Origin of the sequence: Spirochaeta isovalerica (assembly GCF_014207565.1) — a bacterium.
Lineage (GTDB): Bacteria > Spirochaetota > Spirochaetia > DSM-2461 > DSM-2461 > Spirochaeta_F > Spirochaeta_F isovalerica.
In genome coordinates this window covers 1,061,205-1,087,169 of record NZ_JACHGJ010000001.1, presented here as the reverse complement: position 1 = coordinate 1,087,169, position 25,965 = coordinate 1,061,205, and the positions used below count along the sequence as shown (strand labels likewise).

20 protein-coding genes are annotated in these 25,965 nt (G+C 48.4%); 12 read left to right on the top strand and 8 right to left on the bottom strand.

Features of this window, described 5'->3' with window-relative positions:
* Window positions 1-3: 3 nt before the first annotated feature.
* Together HNR50_RS04740 and HNR50_RS04735 are read right to left on the bottom strand one after the other, a co-directional pair.
* On the bottom strand, window positions 4-2,085 hold the full coding sequence (locus HNR50_RS04740; protein WP_184744356.1) for a methyl-accepting chemotaxis protein: 2,082 nt from the start codon (window positions 2,083-2,085) through the stop codon (window positions 4-6).
* A gap of 24 nt (window positions 2,086-2,109) precedes the next feature.
* Window positions 2,110-4,203 (bottom strand): methyl-accepting chemotaxis protein, encoded by a 2,094-nt coding sequence (locus tag HNR50_RS04735; RefSeq protein ID WP_184744354.1) that lies wholly within the window; start codon window positions 4,201-4,203, stop codon window positions 2,110-2,112.
* Window positions 4,204-4,331: 128 nt separating this feature from the next.
* Here HNR50_RS04735 and HNR50_RS04730 point away from each other — a divergent pair, with 128 nt between their 5' ends.
* The 9 genes from HNR50_RS04730 (at window position 4,332) to HNR50_RS04690 (ending at window position 14,510) form a co-directional block, all read left to right on the top strand.
* Window positions 4,332-4,886, top strand: coding sequence for a rubrerythrin family protein (locus HNR50_RS04730; RefSeq protein ID WP_184744352.1), 555 nt, complete (start codon window positions 4,332-4,334; stop codon window positions 4,884-4,886).
* A complete protein-coding gene (locus tag HNR50_RS04725; RefSeq protein ID WP_184744350.1) occupies window positions 4,886-5,593 on the top strand; it encodes a VIT1/CCC1 transporter family protein in 708 nt (235 codons plus the stop codon). The genes HNR50_RS04730 and HNR50_RS04725 overlap by 1 nt, the downstream gene beginning before the upstream one ends.
* Window positions 5,594-5,695: 102 nt before the next feature.
* On the top strand, window positions 5,696-6,298 hold the full coding sequence (locus HNR50_RS04720) for a LemA family protein (RefSeq protein WP_184744348.1): 603 nt from the start codon (window positions 5,696-5,698) through the stop codon (window positions 6,296-6,298).
* Window positions 6,299-6,302: 4 nt separating this feature from the next.
* Window positions 6,303-6,977 carry a TPM domain-containing protein gene (locus HNR50_RS04715; RefSeq protein ID WP_184744346.1) on the top strand — a complete coding sequence of 225 codons (675 nt, stop codon included), beginning with the start codon at window positions 6,303-6,305 and terminating at the stop codon, window positions 6,975-6,977.
* Window positions 6,978-7,748 (top strand): TPM domain-containing protein, encoded by a 771-nt coding sequence (locus HNR50_RS04710; protein ID WP_184744344.1) that lies wholly within the window; start codon window positions 6,978-6,980, stop codon window positions 7,746-7,748.
* Between the two features lie 202 nt (window positions 7,749-7,950).
* Window positions 7,951-8,457 carry a 4Fe-4S binding protein gene (locus tag HNR50_RS04705; RefSeq protein WP_184744342.1) on the top strand — a complete coding sequence of 169 codons (507 nt, stop codon included), beginning with the start codon at window positions 7,951-7,953 and terminating at the stop codon, window positions 8,455-8,457.
* A 75-nt stretch (window positions 8,458-8,532) separates the two neighbouring features.
* Window positions 8,533-9,027, top strand: a complete 495-nt coding sequence (locus HNR50_RS04700) for a ferritin family protein (protein ID WP_184744340.1) — start codon at window positions 8,533-8,535, stop codon at window positions 9,025-9,027.
* Between the two features lie 168 nt (window positions 9,028-9,195).
* The gene (locus tag HNR50_RS04695; RefSeq protein WP_184744338.1) at window positions 9,196-12,657 is read left to right on the top strand and encodes a hypothetical protein; all 3,462 of its coding nucleotides are present in this window, start codon (window positions 9,196-9,198) and stop codon (window positions 12,655-12,657) included.
* Entirely contained in the window at window positions 12,654-14,510 is a 1,857-nt protein-coding gene (locus HNR50_RS04690) for a carbohydrate binding domain-containing protein (protein WP_184744336.1), read from the top strand. Before HNR50_RS04695 ends, HNR50_RS04690 begins: the two co-directional genes overlap by 4 nt.
* A 3-nt stretch (window positions 14,511-14,513) precedes the next feature.
* Here HNR50_RS04690 and HNR50_RS04685 read toward each other — a convergent pair whose 3' ends face one another.
* The 6 genes from HNR50_RS04685 to HNR50_RS04660 all read right to left on the bottom strand — a co-directional run bounded on the left by HNR50_RS04685 (window position 14,514) and on the right by HNR50_RS04660 (window position 22,098).
* The gene (locus tag HNR50_RS04685) at window positions 14,514-15,530 is read right to left on the bottom strand and encodes a LacI family DNA-binding transcriptional regulator (RefSeq protein WP_184744334.1); all 1,017 of its coding nucleotides are present in this window, start codon (window positions 15,528-15,530) and stop codon (window positions 14,514-14,516) included.
* Between the two features lie 86 nt (window positions 15,531-15,616).
* A complete protein-coding gene (locus HNR50_RS04680) occupies window positions 15,617-17,239 on the bottom strand; it encodes an extracellular solute-binding protein (protein WP_184744332.1) in 1,623 nt (540 codons plus the stop codon).
* Window positions 17,240-17,299: 60 nt separating this feature from the next.
* Window positions 17,300-18,181: a carbohydrate ABC transporter permease gene (locus HNR50_RS04675; RefSeq protein WP_184744330.1), complete on the bottom strand. Its 882-nt coding sequence runs from the start codon at window positions 18,179-18,181 to the stop codon at window positions 17,300-17,302.
* A gap of 12 nt (window positions 18,182-18,193) precedes the next feature.
* Window positions 18,194-19,135: an ABC transporter permease gene (locus tag HNR50_RS04670; protein ID WP_184744328.1), complete on the bottom strand. Its 942-nt coding sequence runs from the start codon at window positions 19,133-19,135 to the stop codon at window positions 18,194-18,196.
* A 113-nt stretch (window positions 19,136-19,248) separates the two neighbouring features.
* On the bottom strand, window positions 19,249-21,522 hold the full coding sequence (locus HNR50_RS04665) for an efflux RND transporter permease subunit (RefSeq protein WP_184744326.1): 2,274 nt from the start codon (window positions 21,520-21,522) through the stop codon (window positions 19,249-19,251).
* 93 nt (window positions 21,523-21,615) lie between these two features.
* The gene (locus HNR50_RS04660) at window positions 21,616-22,098 is read right to left on the bottom strand and encodes a hypothetical protein (RefSeq protein ID WP_184744324.1); all 483 of its coding nucleotides are present in this window, start codon (window positions 22,096-22,098) and stop codon (window positions 21,616-21,618) included.
* Between the two features lie 108 nt (window positions 22,099-22,206).
* Here HNR50_RS04660 and HNR50_RS04655 point away from each other — a divergent pair, with 108 nt between their 5' ends.
* The 3 genes from HNR50_RS04655 to HNR50_RS04645 are packed head-to-tail and all read left to right on the top strand — an operon-like array spanning window position 22,207 to window position 25,924.
* Entirely contained in the window at window positions 22,207-23,811 is a 1,605-nt protein-coding gene (locus HNR50_RS04655; RefSeq protein ID WP_184744322.1) for a xylulokinase, read from the top strand.
* Window positions 23,808-25,280 carry an aminotransferase class III-fold pyridoxal phosphate-dependent enzyme gene (locus HNR50_RS04650; protein ID WP_184744320.1) on the top strand — a complete coding sequence of 491 codons (1,473 nt, stop codon included), beginning with the start codon at window positions 23,808-23,810 and terminating at the stop codon, window positions 25,278-25,280. The genes HNR50_RS04655 and HNR50_RS04650 overlap by 4 nt, the downstream gene beginning before the upstream one ends.
* Window positions 25,277-25,924 (top strand): class II aldolase/adducin family protein, encoded by a 648-nt coding sequence (locus HNR50_RS04645; RefSeq protein ID WP_184744318.1) that lies wholly within the window; start codon window positions 25,277-25,279, stop codon window positions 25,922-25,924. The genes HNR50_RS04650 and HNR50_RS04645 overlap by 4 nt, the downstream gene beginning before the upstream one ends.
* Window positions 25,925-25,965: the final 41 nt, after the last annotated feature.

Below are 25,965 nucleotides of genomic sequence, written 5' to 3'. Positions count from 1 at the left end.
CTTTCAGAATGATTCAAAGTCATCATCATATATTTTCTCCGTCTCGCTTTTCAGGGATCCGGAGCTTATGGTTATGCCGGTTTCTCCCGAAGCCGAGGAAGGCGGGCGTTGATTATTCACAGGCTTAATTTCTTCTTTTTTTACCATTTGCTTCGGTACGGATTTTACGGGTTCATTTTTTATCGTGCTCCGGCGCGGGGGCTCTTGTTTCTGAGCGGATTGTCTTCCCCTGTTTATCTTGAAGTACTGGATGGTCGCTTTCAGCTGTTCCGCCTGGGCTGCCAGTTCCTCCGATGTCGATGCCAGTTCTTCCGATGACGAAGCATTGCTCTGAATGATTTTATCGAGCTGATGGATAGCGGCCGTTATCTGATCGACACCCGACTGCTGTTCATTGCTGGCGGCGCTGATCTCTTCAACCAGCTCGGCTGTTCTCTCGATATCGGGGACGAGTTTGGAAAGTTTTTCGCCTGATCCCTGTGACAGCTCAACGGTTCTCGATGCCAGTTCGGTTATCTCGCCTGCCGCTTTCTGGCTCTGTTCCGCCAGCTTGCGCACTTCGGTGGCCACCACAGCGAAGCCTTTTCCGTGTTCGCCAGCTCTGGCCGCTTCGATGGCGGCGTTGAGGGCCAGGAGATTAGTGCTACGAGATATTTCTTCGATTATGGTAATTTTATTGGCAATGAGTCCCATGGCTTCGACAGCTTCGCTCACCGTTTCACCGCTCTCCCTTGCATCGCGGGCGGCTTTGATAGCGATTTTTTCCGTCTGGCTGGAGTTATCGGCGTTCTGGCTTATGTTGGCGCTCATCTGTTCCATGGAGCTGGAAACCTCTTCAGCGCTGGCCGCCTGTTCCGTCGCTCCGTTCGAGAGCATCTGGCTGGAATCGCTGACCTGGTTGGCCCCCGAAGAAATATAATTGGCTGCATCGGTCACCTTACCGACGATGTCCCGGAGGTTCCGGGTCATTTCGTCAAGAGATTTTCCCAGGGTGCCGATCTCATCTTTTCTGATCAGCAGATCCGGTTCGACAGAAATATCCAGATCTCCCGAAGCAATCGTCTTCAGATAATCCGAAGTGAGAAGGATGTTTTTAATTACTGTAAGATTCAATATTACAGCCACGACAGCTAATGTTATAAGAAGTATGACGGTAGAGATAATCGTGACCGGAAGCACCGATGAGACAACTTTGTTCGTGATATCAGCTACGGGAAAAGAAACGCTCACCATCCAGTTCGTTCCGGGAATGGGGGAGGCTACGGCATAGAGGTCTTCCGCAGCGTCGACAGCGACCCTCGCTTTTTTCCCGCCGTACAGGACAGTTTCCACTTCGTTTATGTTTTCAGTGCCTAGCATTTCCAGTAATTCTGAAAAGTTGTAAATTTTACTGTTGTCGGTGATATTTTTGTTGTAGATAACTGATCCGTTCATAGTGAAGACACCAATGCCTGCGTTGTATTCTTTTCCTTTTGCTTCGACATAGCTGACAATGTTCCCCAGTCCTATATCAATAGCGGAAACTCCGATCAGCTGACCGTTGTCTTTAATGGGGTAGGAGATCGTCACGGCTGTCGGGTCCGTACCCTCGACCCCTTCGGGATTCAAATAAGGTTCGGTTACGTAAAGGCCGTTTTTGTTCACGGGCCCCGTATAGTAATCATTTTCCCTGCCGTCATAATCGGCAGGAACCTGAATCCATGTATTGAGTATCAAGGCACCTGTTTCGGCGCTGATTACATAAGCCAATGCGACATTTGTATCGACAAAACCGTTAATGGTCAGAAGGTATTCATCATAATCGGGGAGCTGCCTGTAGACGGCTTCATCATATCCGAGCGGAGGGGGGTTTTTCAGAATGCTTTTTGTAATAGGCATGGAGGATATGTCAATTACTTTCTGTCCCAGTTTCTGAAGTTCGGCATATACACCGTTCGCTACTTCGTTAACAAGGTACTCCTGCTGAGTCAGGATCTCTCTTTCGATCGTACCCTTTTGTATTTGGAATGTAACAACACTGGTGATTGACAATATCGCGAAGGGAATTCCGATTAAAAGCAAGAGAAACTTGGCGGTCAGTTTCATAGGTTATCTCCTTGTAATTTTTTTTCAGAATGACTCAAAGTCATCATCATATATTTTTTCCGTCTCCCTTTTCCGGGATCCGGAGCTTATGGTAATGCCGGTTTCTCCCGAAGCCGACGAAGGCGGGCGCTGATTATTCACCGGCTTGTTTTCTTCTTTTTTATCCGTTTGCTTCGGTGCGGATTTTACAGGTTCATTTTTTATCGTGCTCCGGCGCGGAGGCTGATGGAGCTGATGCATCTTCCCGGAATCTCTGTCCCGGTTTATTTTGAAGTACTGGATGGTCGCTTTCAGCTGTTCCGCCTGGGCTGCCAGTTCCTCCGATGTCGATGCCAGTTCTTCCGATGACGAAGCATTGCTCTGAATGATTTTATCGAGCTGATGGATGGCGGTCGTAATCTGATCGACTCCCGACTGCTGTTCATTGCTGGCGGCGCTGATCTCTTCAACCAGCTCGGCAGTCCTCTCGATATCGGGGACGAGTTTGGAAAGCTTTTCACCTGATCCCTGTGACAGCTCAACGGTTCTCGATGCCAGTTCGGTTATCTCGCCTGCCGCTTTCTGGCTCTGTTCCGCCAGCTTGCGCACTTCGGTGGCCACCACAGCGAAGCCTTTTCCGTGTTCGCCAGCTCTGGCCGCTTCGATGGCGGCGTTGAGGGCCAGGAGGTTCGTACTGCGGGATATTTCTTCGATTATGGTAATTTTATTGGCAATGAGTCCCATGGCTTCGACAGCTTCGCTCACCGTTTCACCGCTCTCTCTTGCATCGCGGGCGGCTTTTATAGCAATTTTTTCCGTCTGGCTCGAGTTATCGGCGTTCTGGCTTATATTGGCGCTCATCTGTTCCATGGAGCTGGAAACCTCTTCGGCGCTGGCCGCCTGTTCCGTCGCTCCGTTCGAGAGCATCTGGCTGGAATCGCTGACCTGGTTGGCTCCCGAAGAAATATAATTGGCCGCATCGGTCACCTTGCCGACGATGTCCTGGAGATTTCTGGTCATATCATCGAGCGATTGGCCAAGGGTTCCGATTTCGTCGTTTCTTGAAAGTATTTTCGGATCGATATCTATGACCAGATCTCCGGAGGAAATGGTTTTCAGGTAACCGGAAGTGGTCAGGATATTTCTGATGACAGTTATATTCAAAATGATAGCAACCGCTGCAAGAGTCAGAAGAAGAACCACAGCGGAAAGGATGGTTATGGGAAGAACCGAAGCCGTTATTTTCGCTGAAATATCTTTTTCCGGATAAAAGACGCTGACAATCCAGTTGGTGTCTTTTATGGGGGCTGTAAAACCCAGGTCGACACTGCCGTCAGCACTGTGAACGACTTTGAAATTGTGGGATTTTCCGGACAGAATATTTTCCAGAACTGTATCGACATCTTCAAGACCCAGGGAATCTTTTAACTCGTAAAGGTTGATAATCCTGGTCATATCTTTAATATCGGGAGAATAAATGTAATTTCCCTGATCGGTATATATGCTGATACTGGCATTGTATTTTCTGTTTTCTTCAGAGATATACTCGACAATCCCGGCTAATCCTATATCGATAGCCGCCACTCCGAGAAGTCTGTTTTCACTTTTCACCGGATAGGAGATCGTTATCGCAGTCGGGTCATCGGTTCCTTCGGCGTTCATATAGGGCTCTGACAAAGCCAGACCGTTTTTTATAACCGGATTTTTATAATAGTCTTTCACCCTGCCGTCATATCTTTCCGGTAATTCGATCCATCGATTGATTATCAGAGCTCCGGTTTCTTCGCTGACAAGATAGGCGAGGCTGACGTTGCTGTCGATGAAGCGGTTTATGGTATCCAGGTATTCCTCATAGGCCGGATGGCTATTGAATTCGTCCCGGTTGTAGTCTATCGTCGGAGCCCCGGTAAGCATCTGTTCTGAAATGGGGAGTATGGCGATATTCTTCACTTTCTGATTCAGCTGCTGAAGCTCTCCGTATACTCCGTTGGCAACATCATTCAGCAGATATTGCTGTTGAGATAATATTTCTTTTTTTATTGTATTTTTCTGGATATTAAAAGTAATCGTGCTTGTTACAACTAATATGATTAATGGCACACCGATCAGAAGTAACAGGAATTTTGCTGTCAGTTTCAATTGGTCTCTCCTTAATATTCTCTCTCTACAAATTATAGGGGAAGGGATCGTCATTTGCGAATTTTACCAGCGAAATTGACTTGCAGTCCCGGAGGGGTAATTGTTATTGTGGATCTCAGGGAGACTTTATGGAAAAAAGCAGGGACGCTCTGAAAATTCTTATAAAAGGGGAAACCGAAGCTGTCGCTATGTATGCCTCCTTCGCTCTGAAGGCAGAAATAGAGGGGTGGTACAACACAGCAGCTCTTTTCACGGCCTTATCCGAGGCTGAGAGCATACATATAAAAAATCATCTTCAATCATTAGGAGAGGATTTCACCCCCGATACTCAAAAGACAGAAGTCGGTTCGACACTTGAAAACCTGAATGCAGCCATCGAGGGGGAATCGGAGGAAAGCCGGAGACTTTACCCGCGGCTCATCCGTTCCATAAAAAGCGAGTTGAGCGGTGAATACGGCAAGGTGGCCAGACTATCGATGACCTGGGCCAGAAAAGTTGAAAAAGAACATGCCAGGCTTTTAAAGAAAGCGAGAAAAGCGATTAAGAACGGACGGGATCTACCGGTCGACAAAATCTATCTCTGCAAAGTGTGCGGCAATATCGTGTTCGATGATCCGGGAGAAGTCTGCGATGTCTGCGGACATGATACCCAGTTCTTCAAGCAGATAAAAGGGGATGAGTAATGGCCACTTATACGGATAAATTTCATCTGCAGGGCGGAGAGCTTATCAGACAGGTTACTTTTGGAATGAATGACGGCGTCGTGAGCATTTTCGCTCTTCTCGCCGGGATGGCCGGAGCGGGGCAGGAACCGAAAATCATTCTGATCACTCTTCTCGCGGCAACCGTAGCCGGAGCCCTCAGCATGTCGGCGGGAGAGTTTATCAGCAGCAAGAGCGAAGCCGACTATTACAATCACGAAATAGAACAGGAATCCCTGGAGATCAAACTCTGTCCGGAAATCGAAAAAGACGAGCTAAGAAAAATATATAAGGAAAAGGGCTTTGAAGGAGAGCTGCTTGAACAGATCGTCGATCATCTCTCTCAGGACAGGGACCGGTGGGTCAGAGAAATGGTCAACGATGAGCTGGGGGTTACGGAAATCGAACAGGGCGCAGACTTTAAGTCGGTCATTATCATCTTCTTTTCATTCATTCTGGGGGCTTGTTTTCCCACACTTCCCTATGTTTTTATGATCAGTTTTCCCGTGGAGCCCTTCTTTATTTTCAAGATAGCCACGGCAGTGACTGTCGGAGGTCTTTTCCTGGCCGGCGCATTGAAAAAATTCGTCACGGGAGTCAATTGGCTCAAGTCAGGTGTGGAGATGCTCATCGTGGGATTTTTCGCCTTCACCGTATCCTATGCGATCGGTCTGTTCATACCTTTTTAAAAGCTGTAAACAAAAGTTTATATTTATTCCTATTTAATTGTATTATATTAGTACCGGAGCGGATTTCCGCCCGGTATTTTTTTGTTAACAGGAGACTGAAGAATGAAATCGAATAAATGGCTGTTTCCGGTCATAATAATAGCCGTTATCATCATAGCCGGTTATTCATCGTTCAAGGGCACATACAATAAAATGGTTCAGATGCAAGAGACCGTCAAAGCCTCTTGGTCCCAGGTTGAAAACGTCTACCAGAGGCGGTTCGATCTGATTCCCAATCTGGTAGAGACCGTAAAGGGATATGCCGCTCATGAAAGCGAAACCCTTACAGCCGTTACCGAGGCCAGGGCTAAACTCGGCGGTATGGTAAACATCTCCGATGAGGTCCTTCAGGACCCGGAAGCTTTCCAGCGCTTTCAGCAAGCTCAGGGGGAATTATCAGGAGCTCTGCAGAGACTGATGGTCGTTTCGGAAAACTACCCGGAGCTGAAAGCCAATCAGAATTTTCTGGCGTTGCAGGATCAGCTGGAAGGTACGGAAAACCGCATAGCCGTTGAGCGCATGCGCTTTAATGAGTCCGCCCGGGGGTACAATACCTATATCAAACAGTTCCCCCGCATGATAATCGCCAACATGTCCGGTTTCGATGAAATGGCCTACTTCCAGGCTACCGAAGGGGCCGACACCGCACCGGCAGTGAAATTCTGAGCTTATGAAAAAACAGATTCTGTCTGAAGAAGACAATAAACGAATTGCCGAAGCCGTATCCAAAGCCGAGTCGAAAACATCGGGAGAGATCGTCACAGCTATCATCCGCGAGAGTTCCGATTACGCTTTCCACGAATTGCTGGCCGCTATGTTCGGCGGATTTATTTTCTACACCGTATCTCTTCTGTCCTATGGATCAATCGCCAATTTTCTCGAAAGGACTTTCTGGTCCTATAAAGAATCCTGGCCGGCTCTTTTCATCGGGATTGGTACCATTCTGTTTATGGGAATTCTCTATCTGCTTGCCAATGTGGAAGGCGTGGACCGGCTGATCGTACCGGCTTCGACTATCTCTATGAAAGTGAAAAGACGGGCTCTGCTCTTTTTCTCCGAAGCCGGATTATTCGATACGAGAGACCGCACCGGCATACTCATATTCATTTCCCTCCGGGAAAAGAGAGTGGAGCTTCTCGCCGACAAGGGGATTAACGATAAAGTGGATACGGGAGCCTGGGGCGATATCGTCGATGAGCTCGTGGGCAATATCAAACACGGCAAAATGGTCGACGGCCTTGTCAAAGCGGTGGAGAGCTGCGGGGACAGGTTGATCGAGCATTTTCCCATCAAGCCCGACGATGAGAATGAACTGTCCGATCAAGTTCACATTCTGGAGGACTGAATGAAGAAACTCTTATTTATTCTATCAACCGCTTTTCTCCTCCTCCTTCCCCTCGGAGCCCAGAATATTCCCGAACTGAAAGGATATGTCAATGATTATGCCGGTGTGATTTCCAGCTCGGAAGAACGGGAGATCACCAGCCTTCTGTCATCTCTGGAAAAATCAACATCGGCCCAGATCGCCGTATTAACCGTTGATGATCTTCAGGGATACGACATCGAGAGCTTCTCCATCAAAACGGCCGATCAGTGGAAACTGGGGCAGAAAGGCCAGGACAATGGCATTCTCATTCTTTTGTCCATGGCTGAAAAAAAAGTCCGGATTGAAGTGGGATACGGTCTTGAAGGATCCATGACCGATGCTAAAAGCGGTTATATCATCCGCAATATTATCATTCCTGAATTTCAAAAAGGCAACTTCGGCACAGGTCTCTATAAAGGGGCTGAAGCAGTCAGTTCCGTTATCGGGGGGACAATGGTCATCTCCGATAAAGATATAGCCGAATCGCAAAACCGTTCCAGACATACTTCCTCTGGCGGATTTCTCAATGTGATTATATTTCTGATCATCTTTTTCCTCTCCGCTCTGACAAGAGGACGGAGGCGTCGGGGCGGATTGTTCCATGCTCTATTCTGGGGCTCGGTTCTCAGCGGAGGAAGCCGGCGCGGCGGATTCGGTGGCGGTGGTTTTTCCGGCGGCGGTTTCGGCGGGGGAGGATTCTCCGGCGGAGGCGGCGGTTTCGGGGGCGGCGGTGCTTCCGGAGGTTGGTAAAACCCATATATAATTAAGGATTTTCTCAGGGGATCTGCATGGATCCCCGGGAAACACCGTCTCTGAATGCATAAGCGCCCGCATCAGCCATGACGGGAGCATTCCTTTTAATGCTATACAATATGAAATCAGATTCCCGGTAACGCCCTCTGCTAAATTGACAAGTATCGTCATAATTTTGTATATATGTATAATGAAATATATGAAAAATATAATATCAAAACGGCGAATCGTTCAGGGACTTGTCGGCGCTTCACTCTATGTCCTGGTTTTCTACTTCCACATTTCACTTCTCTATGTTCTGATCGCCGGGTCCATTCTGGGGATTATACTCGGTAAAGTTTTCTGTCGCTGGATGTGTCCCATGGGATTTATTATGGAACTGCTTATGGGAAACAAAAAGGGTTCTGAAGCCGGACAGATGTATCAGTACCATAAACTGGGCTGTCCCATAGCCTGGATCGGCGGTATTCTGAATAAATTCAGTTTATTCAGAATCAGACATAACCCCGAGAGCTGCACCTCCTGCGGCGTTTGCGATAGGAACTGTTATATTTCCAGTCTCAATGAAAACTTCAGTCTCTACAAAGCTGAAAAAAAAGCTTCGGGAAACTCGTTCAGCTGCTCGCGATGTCTTGAATGCGTTTCCTCCTGTCCAAAAGGCAGTTTGAAATACTCATTTCTTCCTTTCGGCAGGTCTGAAAAATAGTTCACAAAAATAGTTGTCATTATAGAGTTCTGTTCTTATACTTTAAGTAGGTTTAGCTAATAACAGGAGGAACCTATGAACATGTATAAATTCGCCCATACAATGGAAAGGGATGCAGAACAACTCTATAGGAATCTTGCCTCCAGAGCCAATTCAACCGGTGTAAGAAACATTTTTAATATGATGGCTGAGGACGAGAAGAGGGAAGGCCGGGCTGTTGCCGTTCTGGAGAGAAAATTCAAAAAGAACAGCGGAGAGACCGAAAATCATTTACCGGAAATGAAGACGGTATACAGGGATATGATTGAACACATAGATGAAATTCCCTTATCTGATGATGAATTGAAAGATTACAAACTGATTCTGGATATCGAGAAGAAAGGTCTTGATTTTTACAGAGAAAACCTGGGACAGCTGGGGACGGAAGAAGCCCTCCATCTGCTGAGGTGTCTGTCCAATCAGGAGCTCTATCATATCCAGACCCTTGAAAATCTGATTGAGATGCTGGAAAAAGACCAGTGGCGCGTCGATGATGCGGAGTTTAATCTGACCCAGGAAGATTATAACTGATTCAATAGCTGATTCATCCCCCTTTATGGATTCTGATGAATCAGCTTCATTTTCCTTTACCCGTGAAAATTAAAACTTGATGAAATAGTATTTACCTCCTATAATGATTAGATGTTTACGCAAACATTTATAATCAATAATAATTTTGAATAAAATAAGAGGATAACTATGAACGTCAGGCGGCAGGTATTTCTGGGTGACCAACCCTTTATAAACGAACAGTTCCAGGTTGAAGAAGGATTTTGCGACAGGGAAGGGGAGATCTATTATAAAATAGAAAATTACACAGCCATGGAGCCTTTTTTTATGACTGTGACCAGTGATTCGAATCACTGGATGTTCATCTCATCAACCGGAGGATTGACAGCCGGGCGCGTTAATAGCGAATTCTCACTGTTCCCTTATTACACCGATGACCGGATTACAGAAAACACCGGCAATACAGGACCGGCAACTGTCATTCTGGCGGAAAAGGGCGATAAGAAATTCCTCTGGGAACCTTTCTGCCGGGAGAGCGGGAGAGTCTACACGGTTCATCTCAATCTCTACCGCAATGTCCGGGGCAACCGGGTCATTTTCGAAGAAGTAAATGAGACTTTGGGGCTTTCATTTTCCTATATGTGGATGAACAGCCGCCGCTTCGGCTGGGTAAAAAAATCAATCCTGAAAAACAATAGCGGCGAATGTGTCAATATCGAGCTGACCGACGGGGTCATGAACATTATACCTGCTGGAACCAGCTCCCATATTCAGAATACCTTCGGAAATCTGCTTAACGCCTATAAAAAAAGCGAAATTGACAGGGAAACAGGATTGGGCCTATTCGCCTTGAGCGCCACGTTGACCGATCTGGCCGAGCCCAGCGAATCACTGAAAGCCAACGTTTTCTGGCAATGGGGGCTGGATGTTTCTTATTACCTTCTGAATGAAAAGCAGCTGGCAAAAATTTCTTCAGGATCGAAAGCCGAACCGGAATGGGTCAATAAAGGGGATAGAGGCGGTTATTTCGTCGGTTCTTCCTTTGCTCTCGACAAGGGAGAAGAGAAAGTCTGGTATCTGTCCGGCGATGTGGACAAGGATCACAGCGCTGTCGAAAGCCTGAGGTCGATGCTGCTTGATTCAGGATTTGACGGTTCGAGAGAAATCGAAGAGGATGCCGCCGAGGGAAACAGGAAACTGGATGAAATCCTCGCCCTGAATGATGGCATGCAGAAATCTGCCGGTGTTATGAATTGCGCCCATCATCAGGCCAATGTTCTTTACAACATTATGAGAGGCGGTTATTTTTTCAACGGAAATACCATACCCGTGGCGGACTTCGTTGAATATATCCATTCCACAAATAAACAGGTCTGCGCTCTCTATGAAGAGTCTCTTCTGAAGCTGGGAGAGACCGCGGAGTACGGCCAGGTCCTGGATTTCGTCCTCTCACGTCATGACGTAAACCTGACGAGGCTCTGGTATGAATATCTACCGCTCTCTTTCAGCCGAAGGCATGGAGACCCCAGCCGTCCCTGGAATGTTTTCTCCATAGAGACGGAAAAAGCCGACGGATCGCCTAAACTGGATTATCAGGGAAACTGGAGAGATATATTTCAGAACTGGGAAGCCCTCAGCTATTCCTATCCCCTCTTTATAAGACATATGGTCGGGAAGTTCCTCAATGCTACTACGGCTGACGGATACAACCCTTACCGCCTGTCCCGCTCGGGCATCGACTGGGAAGTTCCCGAGCCGGGAAATCCCTGGGCGAACATCGGCTACTGGAGCGATCATCAGATAATCTATCTTCTCAAATTGCTGGAGATGTACCGTAACTTCTTCGGAGACAGAATTCTCGCCGATCTGGACAGCCGGGAGTTTACTTTTGCCGAAGTGCCTTATGAAATAAAATCTTTCGACGAGATTCTGAAAGATCCCTACAATACAATTGTTTTCAATGAGAATAAGCATAAAATCATTCTTGAAAGGACAGAGCAGGTTGGCGCCGAAGGAAAAATGCTCCACACCTCCGAAGGCTCAATCGTCCTGGCCAGCATGACCGAGAAACTCATGATTCTTCTCCTGGCGAAACTGGGGAATTTTGTTCCCGGCGGCGGTATATGGATGAATACCCAGCGGCCCGAATGGAATGACGCCAATAACGCTCTGGTGGGCAAGGGGGTTTCGATCGTCACTCTGGCCTATGTCAGAAGATTCGCCGCCTTTCTGCTCGGAATTTTTCAGTCTCATGATAGCGGAAGCTCATTTACAGTGCATAAAGATGTTCACGACTGGTTTACAGCCATTTCGGAAGTCATGAGCCGTATCGATTCCATGAAAGAATCAGTCAATCCCGAAGAGAGGCTCGATGTCGTTTCCCGTCTCGGGCGGGCATCGGAACGTTACAGATCCAGTTTATACGAAAGGGGCAGAACGGAAGAGAGGGAAACTCTTTCCCGGGATAGGCTGATCGAATTCTTATCCACATCTCTCAGGTGCATTGATCAGACTCTAGGGGAAAACAGAAGGGATGACGACCTCTTTCATTCCTATAACACTCTTGAAATAAGAACAGATGGTTTGAAAATCCACTACCTCTATGAAATGCTGGAAGGGCAGGTCGCCGTTCTGTCGGCAAACTGGCTTGAACCGGCAGAATCTTTGAAAATGCTTGAAGCCTTGCGGGGCAGCTCTCTCTACCGGCCCGATCAGAACAGTTATATGCTGTATCCCAACAGAACACTTCCGGGGTTTCTCGAAAAAAACAATATCGACAGGGAAAGTGTGAAATCCTCCGTGCTTCTCTCCACGCTGATTGAAGAAGGCAACAAAGATCTCATTCTCATGGACAGCAAGGGAATCTGCCATTTCAACGGCGACTTTCACAATGCGCGGCAGGTCGGCGATGTCCTGAACAAATTATCCCGGGAAGTGAAATATGCCGGACTTGTCGAGAAAGAGCGGGATTCAATTGAACATCTCTTTGAAGCGACATTCAATCATCAGTCCTTCACAGGACGGTCGGGAACTTTTTTCGCCTATGAAGGACTGGGGAGCATCTACTGGCATATGGTGAGCAAACTTCTTCTGGCTGTTCAGGAAAATCTTTTCCGGGCTGTCGACGGCGGCGTATCGGCCGATGTTATCGAGTCGCTGAAAAAACACTATTATGATGTCCGCGCGGGGATAGGATATAACAAACCCGCAACTGTCTATGGCGCTTTTCCCTTTGATCCCTACTCTCACAGTCCCGAAGGCAAAGGAGCCAAACAGCCGGGAATGACAGGACAGGTTAAAGAAGAAGTTATCACAAGGCTTGCTGAAACGGGCATACGAATCATCGATGGAAAAATCGCCTTTGACGGGACATTAATCGATCCGCAAGAGCTATTCTCCGGCGATGAGACATGGCAGCTTGTCACCGCCGGCGGACAAACCCGCAGGATGACTCTTCCCCGTAATTCCATGGGACTGACTTTCTGCGATACGCCTTTCGTAATAGGCAAAGGAGATAAGGCTTCCATAAAAGTCTTTTTTACTGACGGAGAGACAGAAACAATCATCGGCTCTGTCCTGCCCGGTGAATACTGCAAATCTATTTACAGCAGAGATAATACAATTTCACAACTTGAGGTTACCGTACTATGAAAAACATCAATCCCTTTAAAATCGCCTTTATCATTCCTTTAATTTTGATTTCCTGCGCAGGAACCGGGGAAAAGACCGCCGGCGAAGTCGAGGCGGAAAAAGACTGGATCCTTGTCTGGGAAGATGATTTCGATGACGAAATCATTTCTGACGGGAAATGGAATTTTATAGAAGGCGCCGGAGGATACGGAAATAATGAGCTGCAGTATTATTCCCCCCGCAATGAAAACGCCCGTATAGAAAAGGGTAATCTGGTAATCGAGGCCAGAGAAGAATCCTATAAGGGGAGCCCCTACACTTCAGCCAAGCTGACGACCGAAGGAAAAGGAGAGTGGACTTACGGGCGTTTTGATTTCAAAGCCAGGCTCCCTGAAGGCCAGGGCATCTGGCCTGCTATATGGATGATGCCCGCCGATATGGAAGTCTATGGCGGCTGGCCTTCCTGCGGAGAAATCGACATTATGGAGCTGGTCGGTCATGAACCTTCCACGGTCCATGGGACTCTGCATTACGGTATGCCATGGAAATATACCGGTTCGCCTTATACTCTTGAAAAAGGAAAATTCAGCGACGACTTTCATATCTTTTCGCTAGTATGGCTTCCCGGAGAGATAAAATGGTATGTCGACGGGAAACTGGTCCAGACCCAGGACGATTGGTACAGCCAAAAGAACTCCCGGGAGGAAGCCTTTGCTTTCAATGCGCCCTTCGATCGGGATTTATACCTTCAGCTGAATGTCGCCGTGGGCGGAAACTGGCCCGGGTATCCCGATGAAACTACTGTCTTTCCCCAGAGGATGGAAATCGACTGGGTTAGAGTTTACGAAGCCGCCGATGGCTACGGAAAGCCTCCGGTCAAAAAACCGGTGGAAGAGGCGGAAATCACGGGACGGGATCCTCTGGATGACGGAAATTACGTTTTCAACAGTACCTTTGATGATCAGATGAAGTGGTGGGAGTTCGGTAATTATGAAGGCGGTATGGGAAATGCTGCTGTTGAAAACGGGGAAATGCATATTGCCATAAGCGGAGCGGGCGGTCAGATCTGGGCCAACCAGCTAATTCAGCTCGATATGTTCCTTCAGGAGGGCCAGACTTATAAAGTCTCCTTTGATGCCAGAGCGGCCGCTCCCCGGGATATTATGGTGAAGATGGGCGGTCTGGGCGATCGCGGCTGGGCTGCTTATTCGGGAGAGCAGTACATCTCTATCGGAACGGACATGAAAGCTTATTCCTTCGAATTTACCATGGAGGAGAAGAGCGATGCCCATGCCCGGTATGAGTTTAATATGGGGCTCCATACGGCGGATCTCTGGATAGATAATCCGAGACTGGAGCTTGTCGGTGATCCCGGTGTTAAAAAAGACTATATGGCCAGAACTCCTCTCGATTCGGGCAACTATATCTACAATGGTACATTTGATCAGGGATATGACAGAAAAGCCTTCTGGAAACTGGATTATGATGGGAACAGCGATGCCTGGCTCTCCGTTTCTCCGGAGATTTACACCAGGGAAGGTCACCTTTCCATTCTGGATTCCAGCGGGGACATGAACGGGATCCGGCTCTATCAGGAAGGGTTTTCCTTCGAAGCGGGAGAAAAATGGCATCTTTCTTTCGATGCCTATGCCCGCGGGAACAGGAAGCTGTACGCGGCATTTCTTGACAAACAGGGGACTATAGCCGCAGAGCCGCAAGCCGTCGATCTGAGTACGGTGAAGAGACATTACACAATGGATTTTACTGTTGATGCGCCTATTGAAAACGGAAAAGCGGCATTTCTGCCGGCTGTGAGCGGCGGCGCGACCAATCCCGACATAATCCTTGACAATATAATGTTATGGAAAGATTGATACTCAGCGCCTGTCGGCAATGCTTTCGCCGGGTATGAGAGTAACGGGGAAGATCTTCCGCCTTTCCAGATCGGAATCTTCCTCGATCTGCCCGATAAGCATTCTGGCGCACTCTTCTCCCATCTCCTCGAGTGGCTGATATATCGTTGCCAGGGGCGGACTTGTATAACTGCATATTTCATGACCGTCGAATCCGATAATCGATATGTCTTCGGGGATGCTGAAAGAGCTGTTCTTCGCCGCTTCATAGACACCGATTGCCATGAGGTCCGTGGAGGCTAGTATCGCTGTGGGAACGTTCTTTAGAGATGTGAATGAGGCGAAAGCTTCGCTGCCCGATTCCTTGGTAAATTCTCCGGGATAGACCAGCTCTTCCTTAACATCCAATCCCGAATCGGCCATGGCCGAGCGGTAACCGTCATAGCGGTCAGTGGCGTTCTTTGTCCATACGTTGCCGTGGATGTAGGCTATTCGCTTATGGCCTTTTTCAATCAGCGCTTTAGTCGCCTCATACATGCCGCGGAAGTTGTCCGTATCGATGTAATAAACCTTATCTCCGGGAGGTCTGTCACCCACAACGACACAGGGAATATTGTCTTTGAGTATATTGTCGAACTGCTCGTCTGTGGGTCTGGCTCCCAAAAGGGCGATTCCATCGGCTTTTCTTTCGTAATAAGGTTTGAGGTAGTCAAAGGAATCTATGTCACCTCTCTGGGTTGAAAGAAGAATATCGTAATTTTTTTCTATGCAGTATTTCTCTATTCCGATCAGCACCCGCCTGTAATAGGATGTTTCCTCAATGCTGACATTCCGGGGGATCGGAGCCTGTATGGCCAGGGTCCGGACTTTATTCCTGTTCAATCCCTGGGCTATGGTGTTGGGATAGTAATTGAGTTCCTTGATGGCATCAAGAACGCGCTGCCTCGTTTCCTCTTTTACATTTCCCATATCATTGATGACTCGGGATACTGTTATGAATGAAACATTTGCAAGTTTTGCCACATCTTTCTGTGTTGCCATTAATATTCTCCGGTAAAAAAAAGAACCGCTCCCTCCCGAAGGAGGGAGCGGTTACTGACAATCAGTATATATTGAAAATACGCTAATTATAAGCCCAGTTTGGTTTTATTGATTTCGAGTTTTTCAGTCTGATATTCGAGAACATCATCGTACCCGAGATCAGCTTTCTTCTGCTGCCATTCATTCCAGATCGCTTCGAATTCGGCATCACTTTTTGCTGTAACGAGAGCGGGAATGTATTTTCCTCTCATGTTTTTAACTTTTCCGAGAACAATACCTTCATCCAGGTCCGGAGTGGGCTCGGTGTTGTCGTACTGGGAAACGCTGACAGTGTACGGATAGGTCCATTCGATCATCTGCTTGAAAGGCTCGACGGGTGCGGGCTGCCACTGTTCGAACATGGGGTTGTCCATAAGCATCCAGAAAGTCTGGTTCGCACCGTGCTGCTTGTCGAAAGCAGGTCTGTCCGTATCCATCATCTCTTTGGCTTCGGGGATGAACTGGGGTTTGCCGTCCACCATTTCCCAGGTAACGCCTTCGACACCATAATAGAAATCTCTCTGTCCCTCTTCGCTCATCCAGTAGGACATGAAGCGGATAGCTCTTTCGGGATTCTCGCAGTTTTTGGAAATAAGAGTCACAGTCCATCCGGAGATGCCGACAGCTGCCAGTGTGGGATCATCCAGCTTCGAGTTGGAAGGTCCGGGAACGGCGATGTAAACCGAATCGGGATCGTTTTTGAAAAGAGTCATCTGGGGGCTTGCGAAGTCGGTTCTCTGATAGAGCATGGAGAAGTAACGGCCCTGGGCGATTTTCTCTTCCATCTGAGCTCTTTTGTCGATGAAGATGTCGGGAGACATGAGACCCTTGTCGTTGGCATCGTTAAAGGCTTTGAGCCATCTCTTGTACTCGGGATCGGCGAAACGGTCTTTCATTGTACCGTCTGCTTCTTCGTAGGGGATGGCCAGGAAGTCCTGGAGGAATTTACCGAAGGAGTCGCTTCCCTGGTCTCCGAACTCATGGGATCCGAAGGGGATAAGGGGCTGCCCGTTAACTTCGGGGAACATTTTTTTTGCGGCTTCGAGGGCGGCGATAAATCCTTCGGGAGTTCTCATATCGGGTTTTCCGAGGGCTTCGTACATATCTTTTCTAACCAGGAAAGTCTGGTTGGCGGGAACATCATATCTTTCGTAGTCTTCGGGAGAATAAGAAGCGTTGGGGTAGCCGTAAACGTGTCCGTCTTCTCTCTCGTACCATCCCAGTCTGGAGGGAACGGCGACTTCGAAGAAATAAGGATCGTACTGTTCGGCCAGTTCGTCCAGGGCGTAAACCATATCGCCTTCGATCATATCGTTGACAAAACCTTCCCACCATCCGATTGTGATGAAGTCCGGGAGCTGATCACCGGCAATGAGGGTGTTCAGTTTTTCCGCTTCGCTTCCGGCGGGAACGATAAAATTGATATCGACACCTGTTTTCTCTGTTACGTACTGTGACAGAGGATCAACACCCCACTGATTGGGAAACCAGGAGAAGTGGAGATACCAGTCGAATTCTACAGGGCTCGTATCGAGAGTCCATCCGGGGACATCAGGGTCGAGATCTGCCGCGGGAGCCGCTGCTTCATCGCCCTGCTGACCGCCGGCGAAGAGAGTCGCGGTCAGGAAGAAAATCGCAAGTGCGAATACATTGATAAGCTTGTTTTTCATTATAGAAAAATCCTCCTCTAAATATCATCAGGCTTTCGGGACATATCCCTGAAGCCGGATTTACTCTTTAACCGATCCGATCATGACACCTTTTACGAAGTACTTCTGCAGGAAGGGGTAGGTGAGCACGATGGGAGTCGTGGCGACAACCATTGTTGCCAGTTTGATTGATTGGGAGTTCACGGCCTTGAGGCTGATGGCTCCCGGCATATTGATCTTCATATTGGAAGATGCTGTTTCGGCGATTATCCTGTAGAGATAGGTGCCGATTGGCTGGAGAGATTCGTCATTGACAAAAATGACTCCCCAGAAGAAATCATTCCAGTTCCACACACCGTGAAACAGGGCGATCGTAGCCAGGACGGGCATGGAGAGGGGAATGATTATCTGAATGAAGGTGCGAAACTCATTAGCTCCGTCTATCATGGCCGATTCTTCAAGACTTCCCGGAATGCCTCTGAAGAAAGAAGTGAAGATTATCAGATGGAAGAAGTTGAACATGGTCGGCACGATATAGACGATAAAATTGTTCAGCATTCCCAGATTTTTGAGCAGAAGAAAGAAGGGAATGAGCCCGCCGTTGAAAAACATGGTGAAAGTACCGATTGCCAGAAAGACATTTCTTCCGACAAGCCTCTTTTTTGAGAAAGCATAAGCCGTCATGGCCGTAAAAAAGACATGGGTCAGCGTTCCGATTACCGTTCTGAGAACAGAAATCGTAAAGGCGTTGATGATGTTGGCATTGGCGAACACGGCGCTGTAACTCTTCAGACTGAAAAGGCGGGGCCACCAGTAGATGCCGCCCATCTGGGCATCGTTGGCATCATTGAAAGAGAGTACAATGGTATACCATATAGGGTAGAGCGTGATGAAACAGATCAGGATCATCAACAGGGTGTTTATTTTCGGGAACAATTCCAGTTTTTTTTCTTTAATTTTCATATGCGATACCTGTTAGAAAAGGGAGTGACCCTGAGTTTTCCTGGAGATCTGATTGGCTCCCAGAAGGAGAATCAGCGCGACGACCGATTTGAACAGACTGATGGCCTGAGCGTAGGAAAAACGGTTCATTTTAAAGCCCACGCGGTAGACGAAAATGTCTATAACATCGCTGGCAGACTGGTTTACGGCATTTCTGAGTACCAGAATCTGATCGAAGTTGGTCGTCAGGATCCCGCTTATGGCCAGAATGAGCATGATAGAGACAGTCGGCATAATGGATGGCAGCGTTATGTGCATCATTTTATGCCAGCGGTTGGCTCCGTCTACTGTCGCCGCCTCGTACAGGGTCGGGCTTATTCCGGAAATGGCCGCCAGATAGATAATGGCGCCCCATCCCAGTTCTTTCCATATGTCGGAGAAAACGGCGATGTTCCAGAAAGACTCCGGCTCGGCGAGGAAGAAGCGGGGTTCATCGATGACTCCCATTTTCATGAGGATCTCGTTGAAAAGACCGGCGTCTGAAAGCCAGTTCATCATGATTCCCCCCAGAACAACCCAGGATATGAAGTGGGGCAGATAGGAAATGGTCTGGATTGTTCTTTTAAACCCGGCATGCTTAATTTCATTGAGAAAAAGTGCAAATATTATGGGGAGGGGAAACCCGATGAAAAGCCTCATGAATCCGATGCCCAGCGTGTTCTTAATAACCATGACGAAGTCGCCTTCCGTGAATAATTCTCTGAAGTGGTCCAGTCCCACCCAGGGAGCATCGGCTATGGATTTAATGATTCTGTAGCGCTTGAAAGCTATAATGATCCCGTACATGGGAATGTAATTGAAAACGATCATCCAGATAACGGCCGGGAGGGCCATGAAAAGCAGGTAGCGCTGATGATAGATTCTCGATTTCAGACTCAGTTTCCTCAAGGGAATATGGTCTATTTGATTTGTCATATCAGTCCTTTACGGTTCTAATTTGTTTGCGTAAACATAGTGTATCACCGAAAAATGTTTCCGTAAACATTTTTGTTGAGGAAAAAATACGGATTTTCTGGACAGATTCCGGCTTACTTCTTTGAAGGGACGATATAAGAGAGTAAAACCGGCAGAAGAACCAGTGATGTTATGGATGTCGTCACCATGGACAGAGCCACAATCCAGCCCATATCGTTTATGATGCTGTAAGCCGATAAAAGCAGGATCAGAAATCCCAGCCCCACAGACAGGGCATTGGATAAAATCCCTCTCGATGTCTCAACGACCGCGTTGACGATGCTTTCCTCTTTCCGGCCGCTTTTCCTGTACAGAAACCGGAACCGCGAGTATAGATGGATGGAGTAATCGATTCCGACACCCAGGCCGACCGCCGCTATGATGGACGTGGCGGGGTTGAGCGAGACATTGAAGAGCCACATGATGGCGAAATTGAACATGACGGCGATGATCACCGGCAGGGATACGACAATGCCCATAATGGGGGAGCGGTACATAAAGGACAGAACGATAAGGATAACACCCAGGGTTGCCGTCAGACTCATAACCTGGCTCTCGACGATAATCCGTCCGTTGCTGAGCCTCAGAAAATCCCCGGCATAGCCGACGGTGATCCGGTCATCGAACAGACGCTCCAGTTCCGGTTTGATATCAGCCAGAATCTGCTCCATGACAGATGTATTGGAGTCGTTGATCCTCACTGTTATTTTCGCCCGGCGGTAATCCTCATCGACAAAAGCTTTGATACTCTCGATCCGGGGATCCTCAGTACTGTCGATCATGCGGAACATTCTGGTCAGGAAAAGCTGGTTTTCGGGAATCTCATACATTTCGGGATTCCTGCCTCTCATGCGGAAGTAGAAATTGCTCACATAATCGGCCAGGGACAGGCTGTAGCTCACATCATCCCTGGCATTGAGTATTTTCTGAAACTCCGCCATGGCCTGCAGGATATCAAGCTCCTGGAAAATATTTTTCTGGTCCGATTCGAGAATGATCTGCAGAGCGCTGATCCCTCCCATCTCTCTCTCAATCTTTTCAGCCGAAATCCTTACGGGATTGTCCTTTTTGAAATAGCGGATTTCGTCGGTATCCGTATTGATATTGGTCATGCCCCAGATGGAAAGTCCCAGTATGACAAAGGCTCCTATGATAACGAAAACCCTCTTTCTTATAATAGCTTCCACTATCAGCTCGATCCTGTGGAGCAGTTTCAGCTGCCGGGAGAAATGTTTGTTGTGCTTGCGGATCTGTACCGGTTCGAACCAGGACATGATTACGGGGATATAAATAAGAGAAAACAGCATGGCCGTCAGCACGCCAAAAGCGAGATAGAGCCCCATATTGCGGAGCGATTCGCCTCTTGAAAATACAAAGGAAGCGAAACCAGTAGCCGTCGTCAGGCTTGTGAGTACAACCGGTTTCCAGAGGCGGTGCATGGTCATGCGGATGGACCGGTCCGTCGAATGGCCGTGGTGCATGAAGTGAAACACTTCGCTGACGATGTGAATACCGTCAGCGCAGGCTACCGATATGAGGATAACGGGAATGACGGCTTCTGTTATGGTCAGGTCGGAGCGGAGCAGTCCCTTGAGGCCGAAAGTCCAGAGAACGGAAATGGCCGTGATGACTATGGGGACCAGCATGGCTTTAAAACTTCCCAGAATCAGGCGGAGCATAATCGCTACGGTGACAATGGCTACGATGAAGAGAACCAGAAGATCTGTCGTGATCCGGGCCATGATCTCCGAGTTGACAACGGGATGACCCGATTGTTCTATGGTAATGCGGGGGTACATAGCTTCGTATTTATCGGTTATCTCGTAGACGGCGCTGACCGTTTCCGTCAGGCTTTCCTCGTCCAGTGTCAGCTCGCTCGAAACCGGGGCTATGATGAGACAGCTGAAACCGTCTTTGCTCGTAACGATGCCCGTTGAAAAAGGGTCGGTCTCCATAAAATTCTTCAGTTCGGCGATCAATTCATCATTCGCCGCCCTGTCGTCGCTCAAGGCGTTAAAATCGAAATCCGATGCGGTCAGGAAAGTGAAAATGCTGTTTGATTCAATCAGATCCAGTTCCGACAGATCTTCGGTGATGCCTTTGACGGCTCTGATAACCTCTTCGTTGTAAATCGATTCCTCGTCAGTGAGAAGCAGAATGATTTCATCGGAATGTCCGAAGGTATCCTCCACATAACGGTTGTAGAGAAAGTCGGGATCATCCTTGGGAAGGACTGTGGTGAAACTGCCGTTGATTTTTAAAAAGAGGGCATTGGCCCCCAGAAGAACAGTGGAAACAATACCTATTATGAGAACCGCCTTGCGATGACGAAGAAAAAATCTGATCATAGTATTAATTTTAAAATAAGGGACATTTTTATGAAAGAGTGTTTGTTCTTTTTTTCCTTTTCCAGCAAGGTCAGAATATGAAAAAAGCCTTAATTATCGCGGGAAGGCAAAGGACCAACCCAGGTTCAGTCCGATAAGGAAGTCGCTGTCTCTGTCATGAAAATACCAATAGAGGGGGACATCGGTGAAAAAAGAACCGATATGAAATATCAATCCTCCTGTTACTAGAGGATAAAAAGCCTTGTCATCACTGAAATAGACCGCACCGCCTCCCATGTAAGGTTCCAGAGTGATTTTTCTGTTTGATCTTGATTGTATGGGTAGAGAGAGAACAGCGGGAAGATAGAGGCTCCATGTATCGTTATTGAAGGAGAACTGAGGCTTGAATCCGGGAGAAACCGTGCGCGGGAACTGAAAGGCTATTCCAGCAGAAAGGAACTTTTTTTCCAGACCGAACTCCGCGATATCAAGAGTCATTCCTCCCGAAAGAGATAGTGTCAGGATGTCTTTTCCTTCAGCGTAAAGTGAGACAGAGGTGATAAGAAGCAGGAGGACAGCGAGACTTTTTTTACCCATATGTCAGTGTATGGCTGCCCTGCCGGGAATTTCAAGCTTGTTTTTTTTCTCTTATGTGTTAATATGATATAAAAGTGAGTAGCTGCTCACTTTTTGAAAGGAAGTTGAATGGATCGTTATGTTCTGGCCTATGACATCGGTACCACCGGCGCCAAGACGTGCCTCTATAAAATCGGCGGTTCCCTGGAACTGGTCGCCAGTGATTTATGTGAATATCCTCTTTATATTCTCGACAACGGCGGTGCCGAGCAGGATGTAGAAGACTGGTGGAATGCCATGACAGTTACCACCCGTGCCGTACTGAAAGAGTCGGGCGTCCCGGCAGACAAGATCGAAGGCCTGTCATTCTGTTCCCAGATGCAGGGGCTGGTACTTGTCGATAAAGAGGGGAAACCTCTGAGACGGGCCATGAGTTACATGGATCAGCGAGGCGGCCTTCAACAGAAACGGGGATTAAAGAGAGGTGTGAAAATTGCCGGAATGAATGCCTTCCGGCTCCTGGTTTCCCTTTTTCTGACAGGGGGCGTTTCGGCCAGCGTCAAGGATCCCCTGTGGAAGTACAAATGGGTCGAGGATAATGAACCGGAGATCTTTTCCCGCGTTCACAAGTGGCTCGATGTTAAAGAGGCCCTGATTCTCCGCTGCACGGACCGGTTTGTCATGACCGACGATTCGGCCAATGCCACATTTATATATAATACGAGAAAAGGCGTGAGGAGCTGGAGCCGGACTCTCTGCCGCATCTTCGGCGTGAAGTCTTCCCATATGCCTGAAATCATCGGAGCCACAGAATCGGCAGGGGGGCTGACGGAAAGTGCCGCGGAAAGCCTCGGACTGAAAGCGGGAATCCCGGTCTTCGGCGGCGGAGGAGATCTGACGCTCATATCTCTCGGCTCGGGAATGACTGAAGAGAATGACACCCATATCTATATGGGGACTTCGGGATGGGTGGCGTCGGTTCTTAAAAACCGGAAAGTGGATCTCGACAGCATGATCGCCTCCATATTCGGAGCCCGTCCGGGATATTACAATTATATAGGCGAACAGGAAACTTCGGGTAAATGCCTCGAATGGGTGAGGGACCATCTGGCTCTCGATTCCATCGGCATCTATCTGGAAAAAAAAGAGATCTCGGAAGATCCGGAAACGGTGTACAACACGCTTTACGAGTATATGAGCGAAGTGATCAGCGAAGTGCCGCCCGGCTCGAACGGGGTGATCTTCACTCCCTGGCTCCACGGTAACAGAGCCCCTTTCGAAGATCCCAACGCGAGAGGCATCTTCTTCAATATCAATCTCAATACGGGGAAACGGGACATGATCCGCGCTGTTGTGGAAGGGATGATTTTTCACAATCGGTGGCTCCTTGAGTCCATTGAGAAAAATGTTCCGGTGGGAGATGTTGTGCGCTTTGCCGGCGGGGGAGCCCGGTCCGATGTAACCTGCCAGATACTGGCGGATATTACGGGAAAAACCGTGGAAGCTCTGGCTGATTCGAAGAATACCGGCGCCGCGGGCGCTGCCATACTCTGCGGACTGGGGCTGGGGATTATAAAAGGATATGAAGAGGTCAAAGCGCTTATACCCCTGAGAAAGACATTCCAGCCCCGGAAGGAAAACCGTCATATTTATAATAAGAATTTCGCCGTATTCAAAAGGCTCTATGGAACCAACAAAAAATCATTTTCCCAACTGAACGGAGGACATAAGTGAAGGAACAATTCGCTATTAAAGAATATCACAACACGCAAGAGGTCATGAAAGAGCTTAACGCTCTCATCGCGCAGCCCTCGAGAAGCATTACAAAAAAAGCGATGAAGGAATATCTGAAGTACTATGAAGAGAAATGTACTGCCTCGAAGAAAATGATCGAGGAAGCTAAGGAGTATATTCCCGGAGGGGTTCAGCACAATCTGGCTTTCAATTATCCTTTTCCCCTGGTTTTTACCAAAGCTGAAGGCGCCTGGCTCTGGGATCTTGACGGGAACAAATACATCGATTTCCTTCAGGCGGGCGGTCCGACCGTTCTGGGCAGCAACGATCCGGAAGTGAGGGAGAAAGTGAAAGAGCTCCTGGACAGCACGGGATCGGTAACGGGGCTGTTTCATGAGTATGAAATGAAACTGGCCAAACTGATCTGCGAAAATTTCCCCTCGGTAGAGATGTTCCGTATGCTTAATTCGGGAACCGAATCGGCCATGGCTGCCGTGCGAGTGGCAAGGCTGGCGACAAAAAAGAAGAACATTATTAAACTCGGGGGAGCCTATCACGGATGGAGCGACCAGCTTTCCTACGGGAACCGTATCCCCGGAGTGGGCGGGCTTGAGTCTCACGGCATACCGTCGGCTTATTACAAATACACTCAGGAAGTCTATCCCAACGATATCGCGGCGATGGAGCGAATGTTGAAGAGAAACCGACTCCGCGGCGGAACGGCTGCTGTTATAATGGAGCCTGTCGGACCGGAAAGCGGAACGCGGCCGCTTGATTATGACTACAACGGTAAAGTGCGGGAACTCTGCGACAAATACGGGGCTCTTCTCATCTTCGATGAAGTGGTTACGGGATTCCGTATCGCCATGAGCGGCGCCCAGGGATATTTCAATGTCTCTCCCGATTTGACAGTTTTCGGAAAAGTCGTAGCCGGCGGATATCCCTCGGCCGGGGGACTGGGCGGAAAGAAAAAGTACATGGCCTATCTGGCCGGCGGACTCGGCGGGAAGAAGTCGAAAAAAGCCCATGTGGGCGGAACGCTGGCGGCCAATCCCCTAAGTTCGGCAGCCGGTTATTTCACTTTGAAAAAAATCGCCGAAACAAACGCCATTGGAAAAGCTGGACGAGCCGGGGACAGACTGACCGAAGGATTGAAAGCTCTTATCAAAAAATATGACCTGCCCTTTGTCGCCTACAACCAGGGATCGATCTGCCATCTGGAAACAGTGGGAACTATGCTCTTCGATATCAACATCATGAAAATCTGGCAGGTTCCCGGCAAACTGAAGGAAATTCATTCCCGGAAAGACAAAATGACCCATATGGGCGCCGCTTATATGGCGGAAGGGCTTGTCACACTGGCGGGAAGCCGGATGTACACCTCCGCAGCCGATACGGATGAGATCATCGATGACGCTCTGGTGCGATTCGAGCGGGTATTCAAAAATGTGGAAGGGGTCAAAGCATGACGAAAGATGAAGCACGTAAACAGGTCTGTGATGCGGGAATGAAACTTCTCAATGAGGGACTGGTCGCCCGCACCTGGGGGAATGTGAGCGTCCGGATCGATGACCGGCTCTGCGCCATTACTCCCAGCGGCAAGGCCTACGAAGAGATGACGCCGGAAGACATTGTGATTATGAATTATCTTACCGGTGAACACGAAGGCGATGTGAAGCCTTCGTCGGAAAAAGGCGTCCATGCGGGACTCTATAAAACCCGTAAGGACATCAATGCCATAATACACACCCATCAGGTTAATGCTTCAACTATAGCAGCGGCTCACCGGGTCATGCCGGCGGTCCTGGACGATATGGCCCAGCTGATCGGCCCCGATGTCCGGATCGCCAAATACGCTCTTCCCAGCACGGGGAAACTGGTCAGGGAAACCCTCAAAGCTATGAAGGGACGGAATGCCTGCATACTGGCCAACCACGGGGCTGTGTGCGCGGCACCGACCATGGATGACTGTTTCGCCGTGGCGCAGGTTCTGGAGAAGAGCTGTAAGGTTTTTATCGAAGCAGAATTTCTGGGCGGAGCGAAAGAGCTGAGCAAGTTCGATGCTGTGCTTATGAGACAGTTTTATCTAAGGAAATATGCAAAGCGGAAATGATTTTTTTTAGATAATTTAACGTTGTATCTATTCACGCCCTG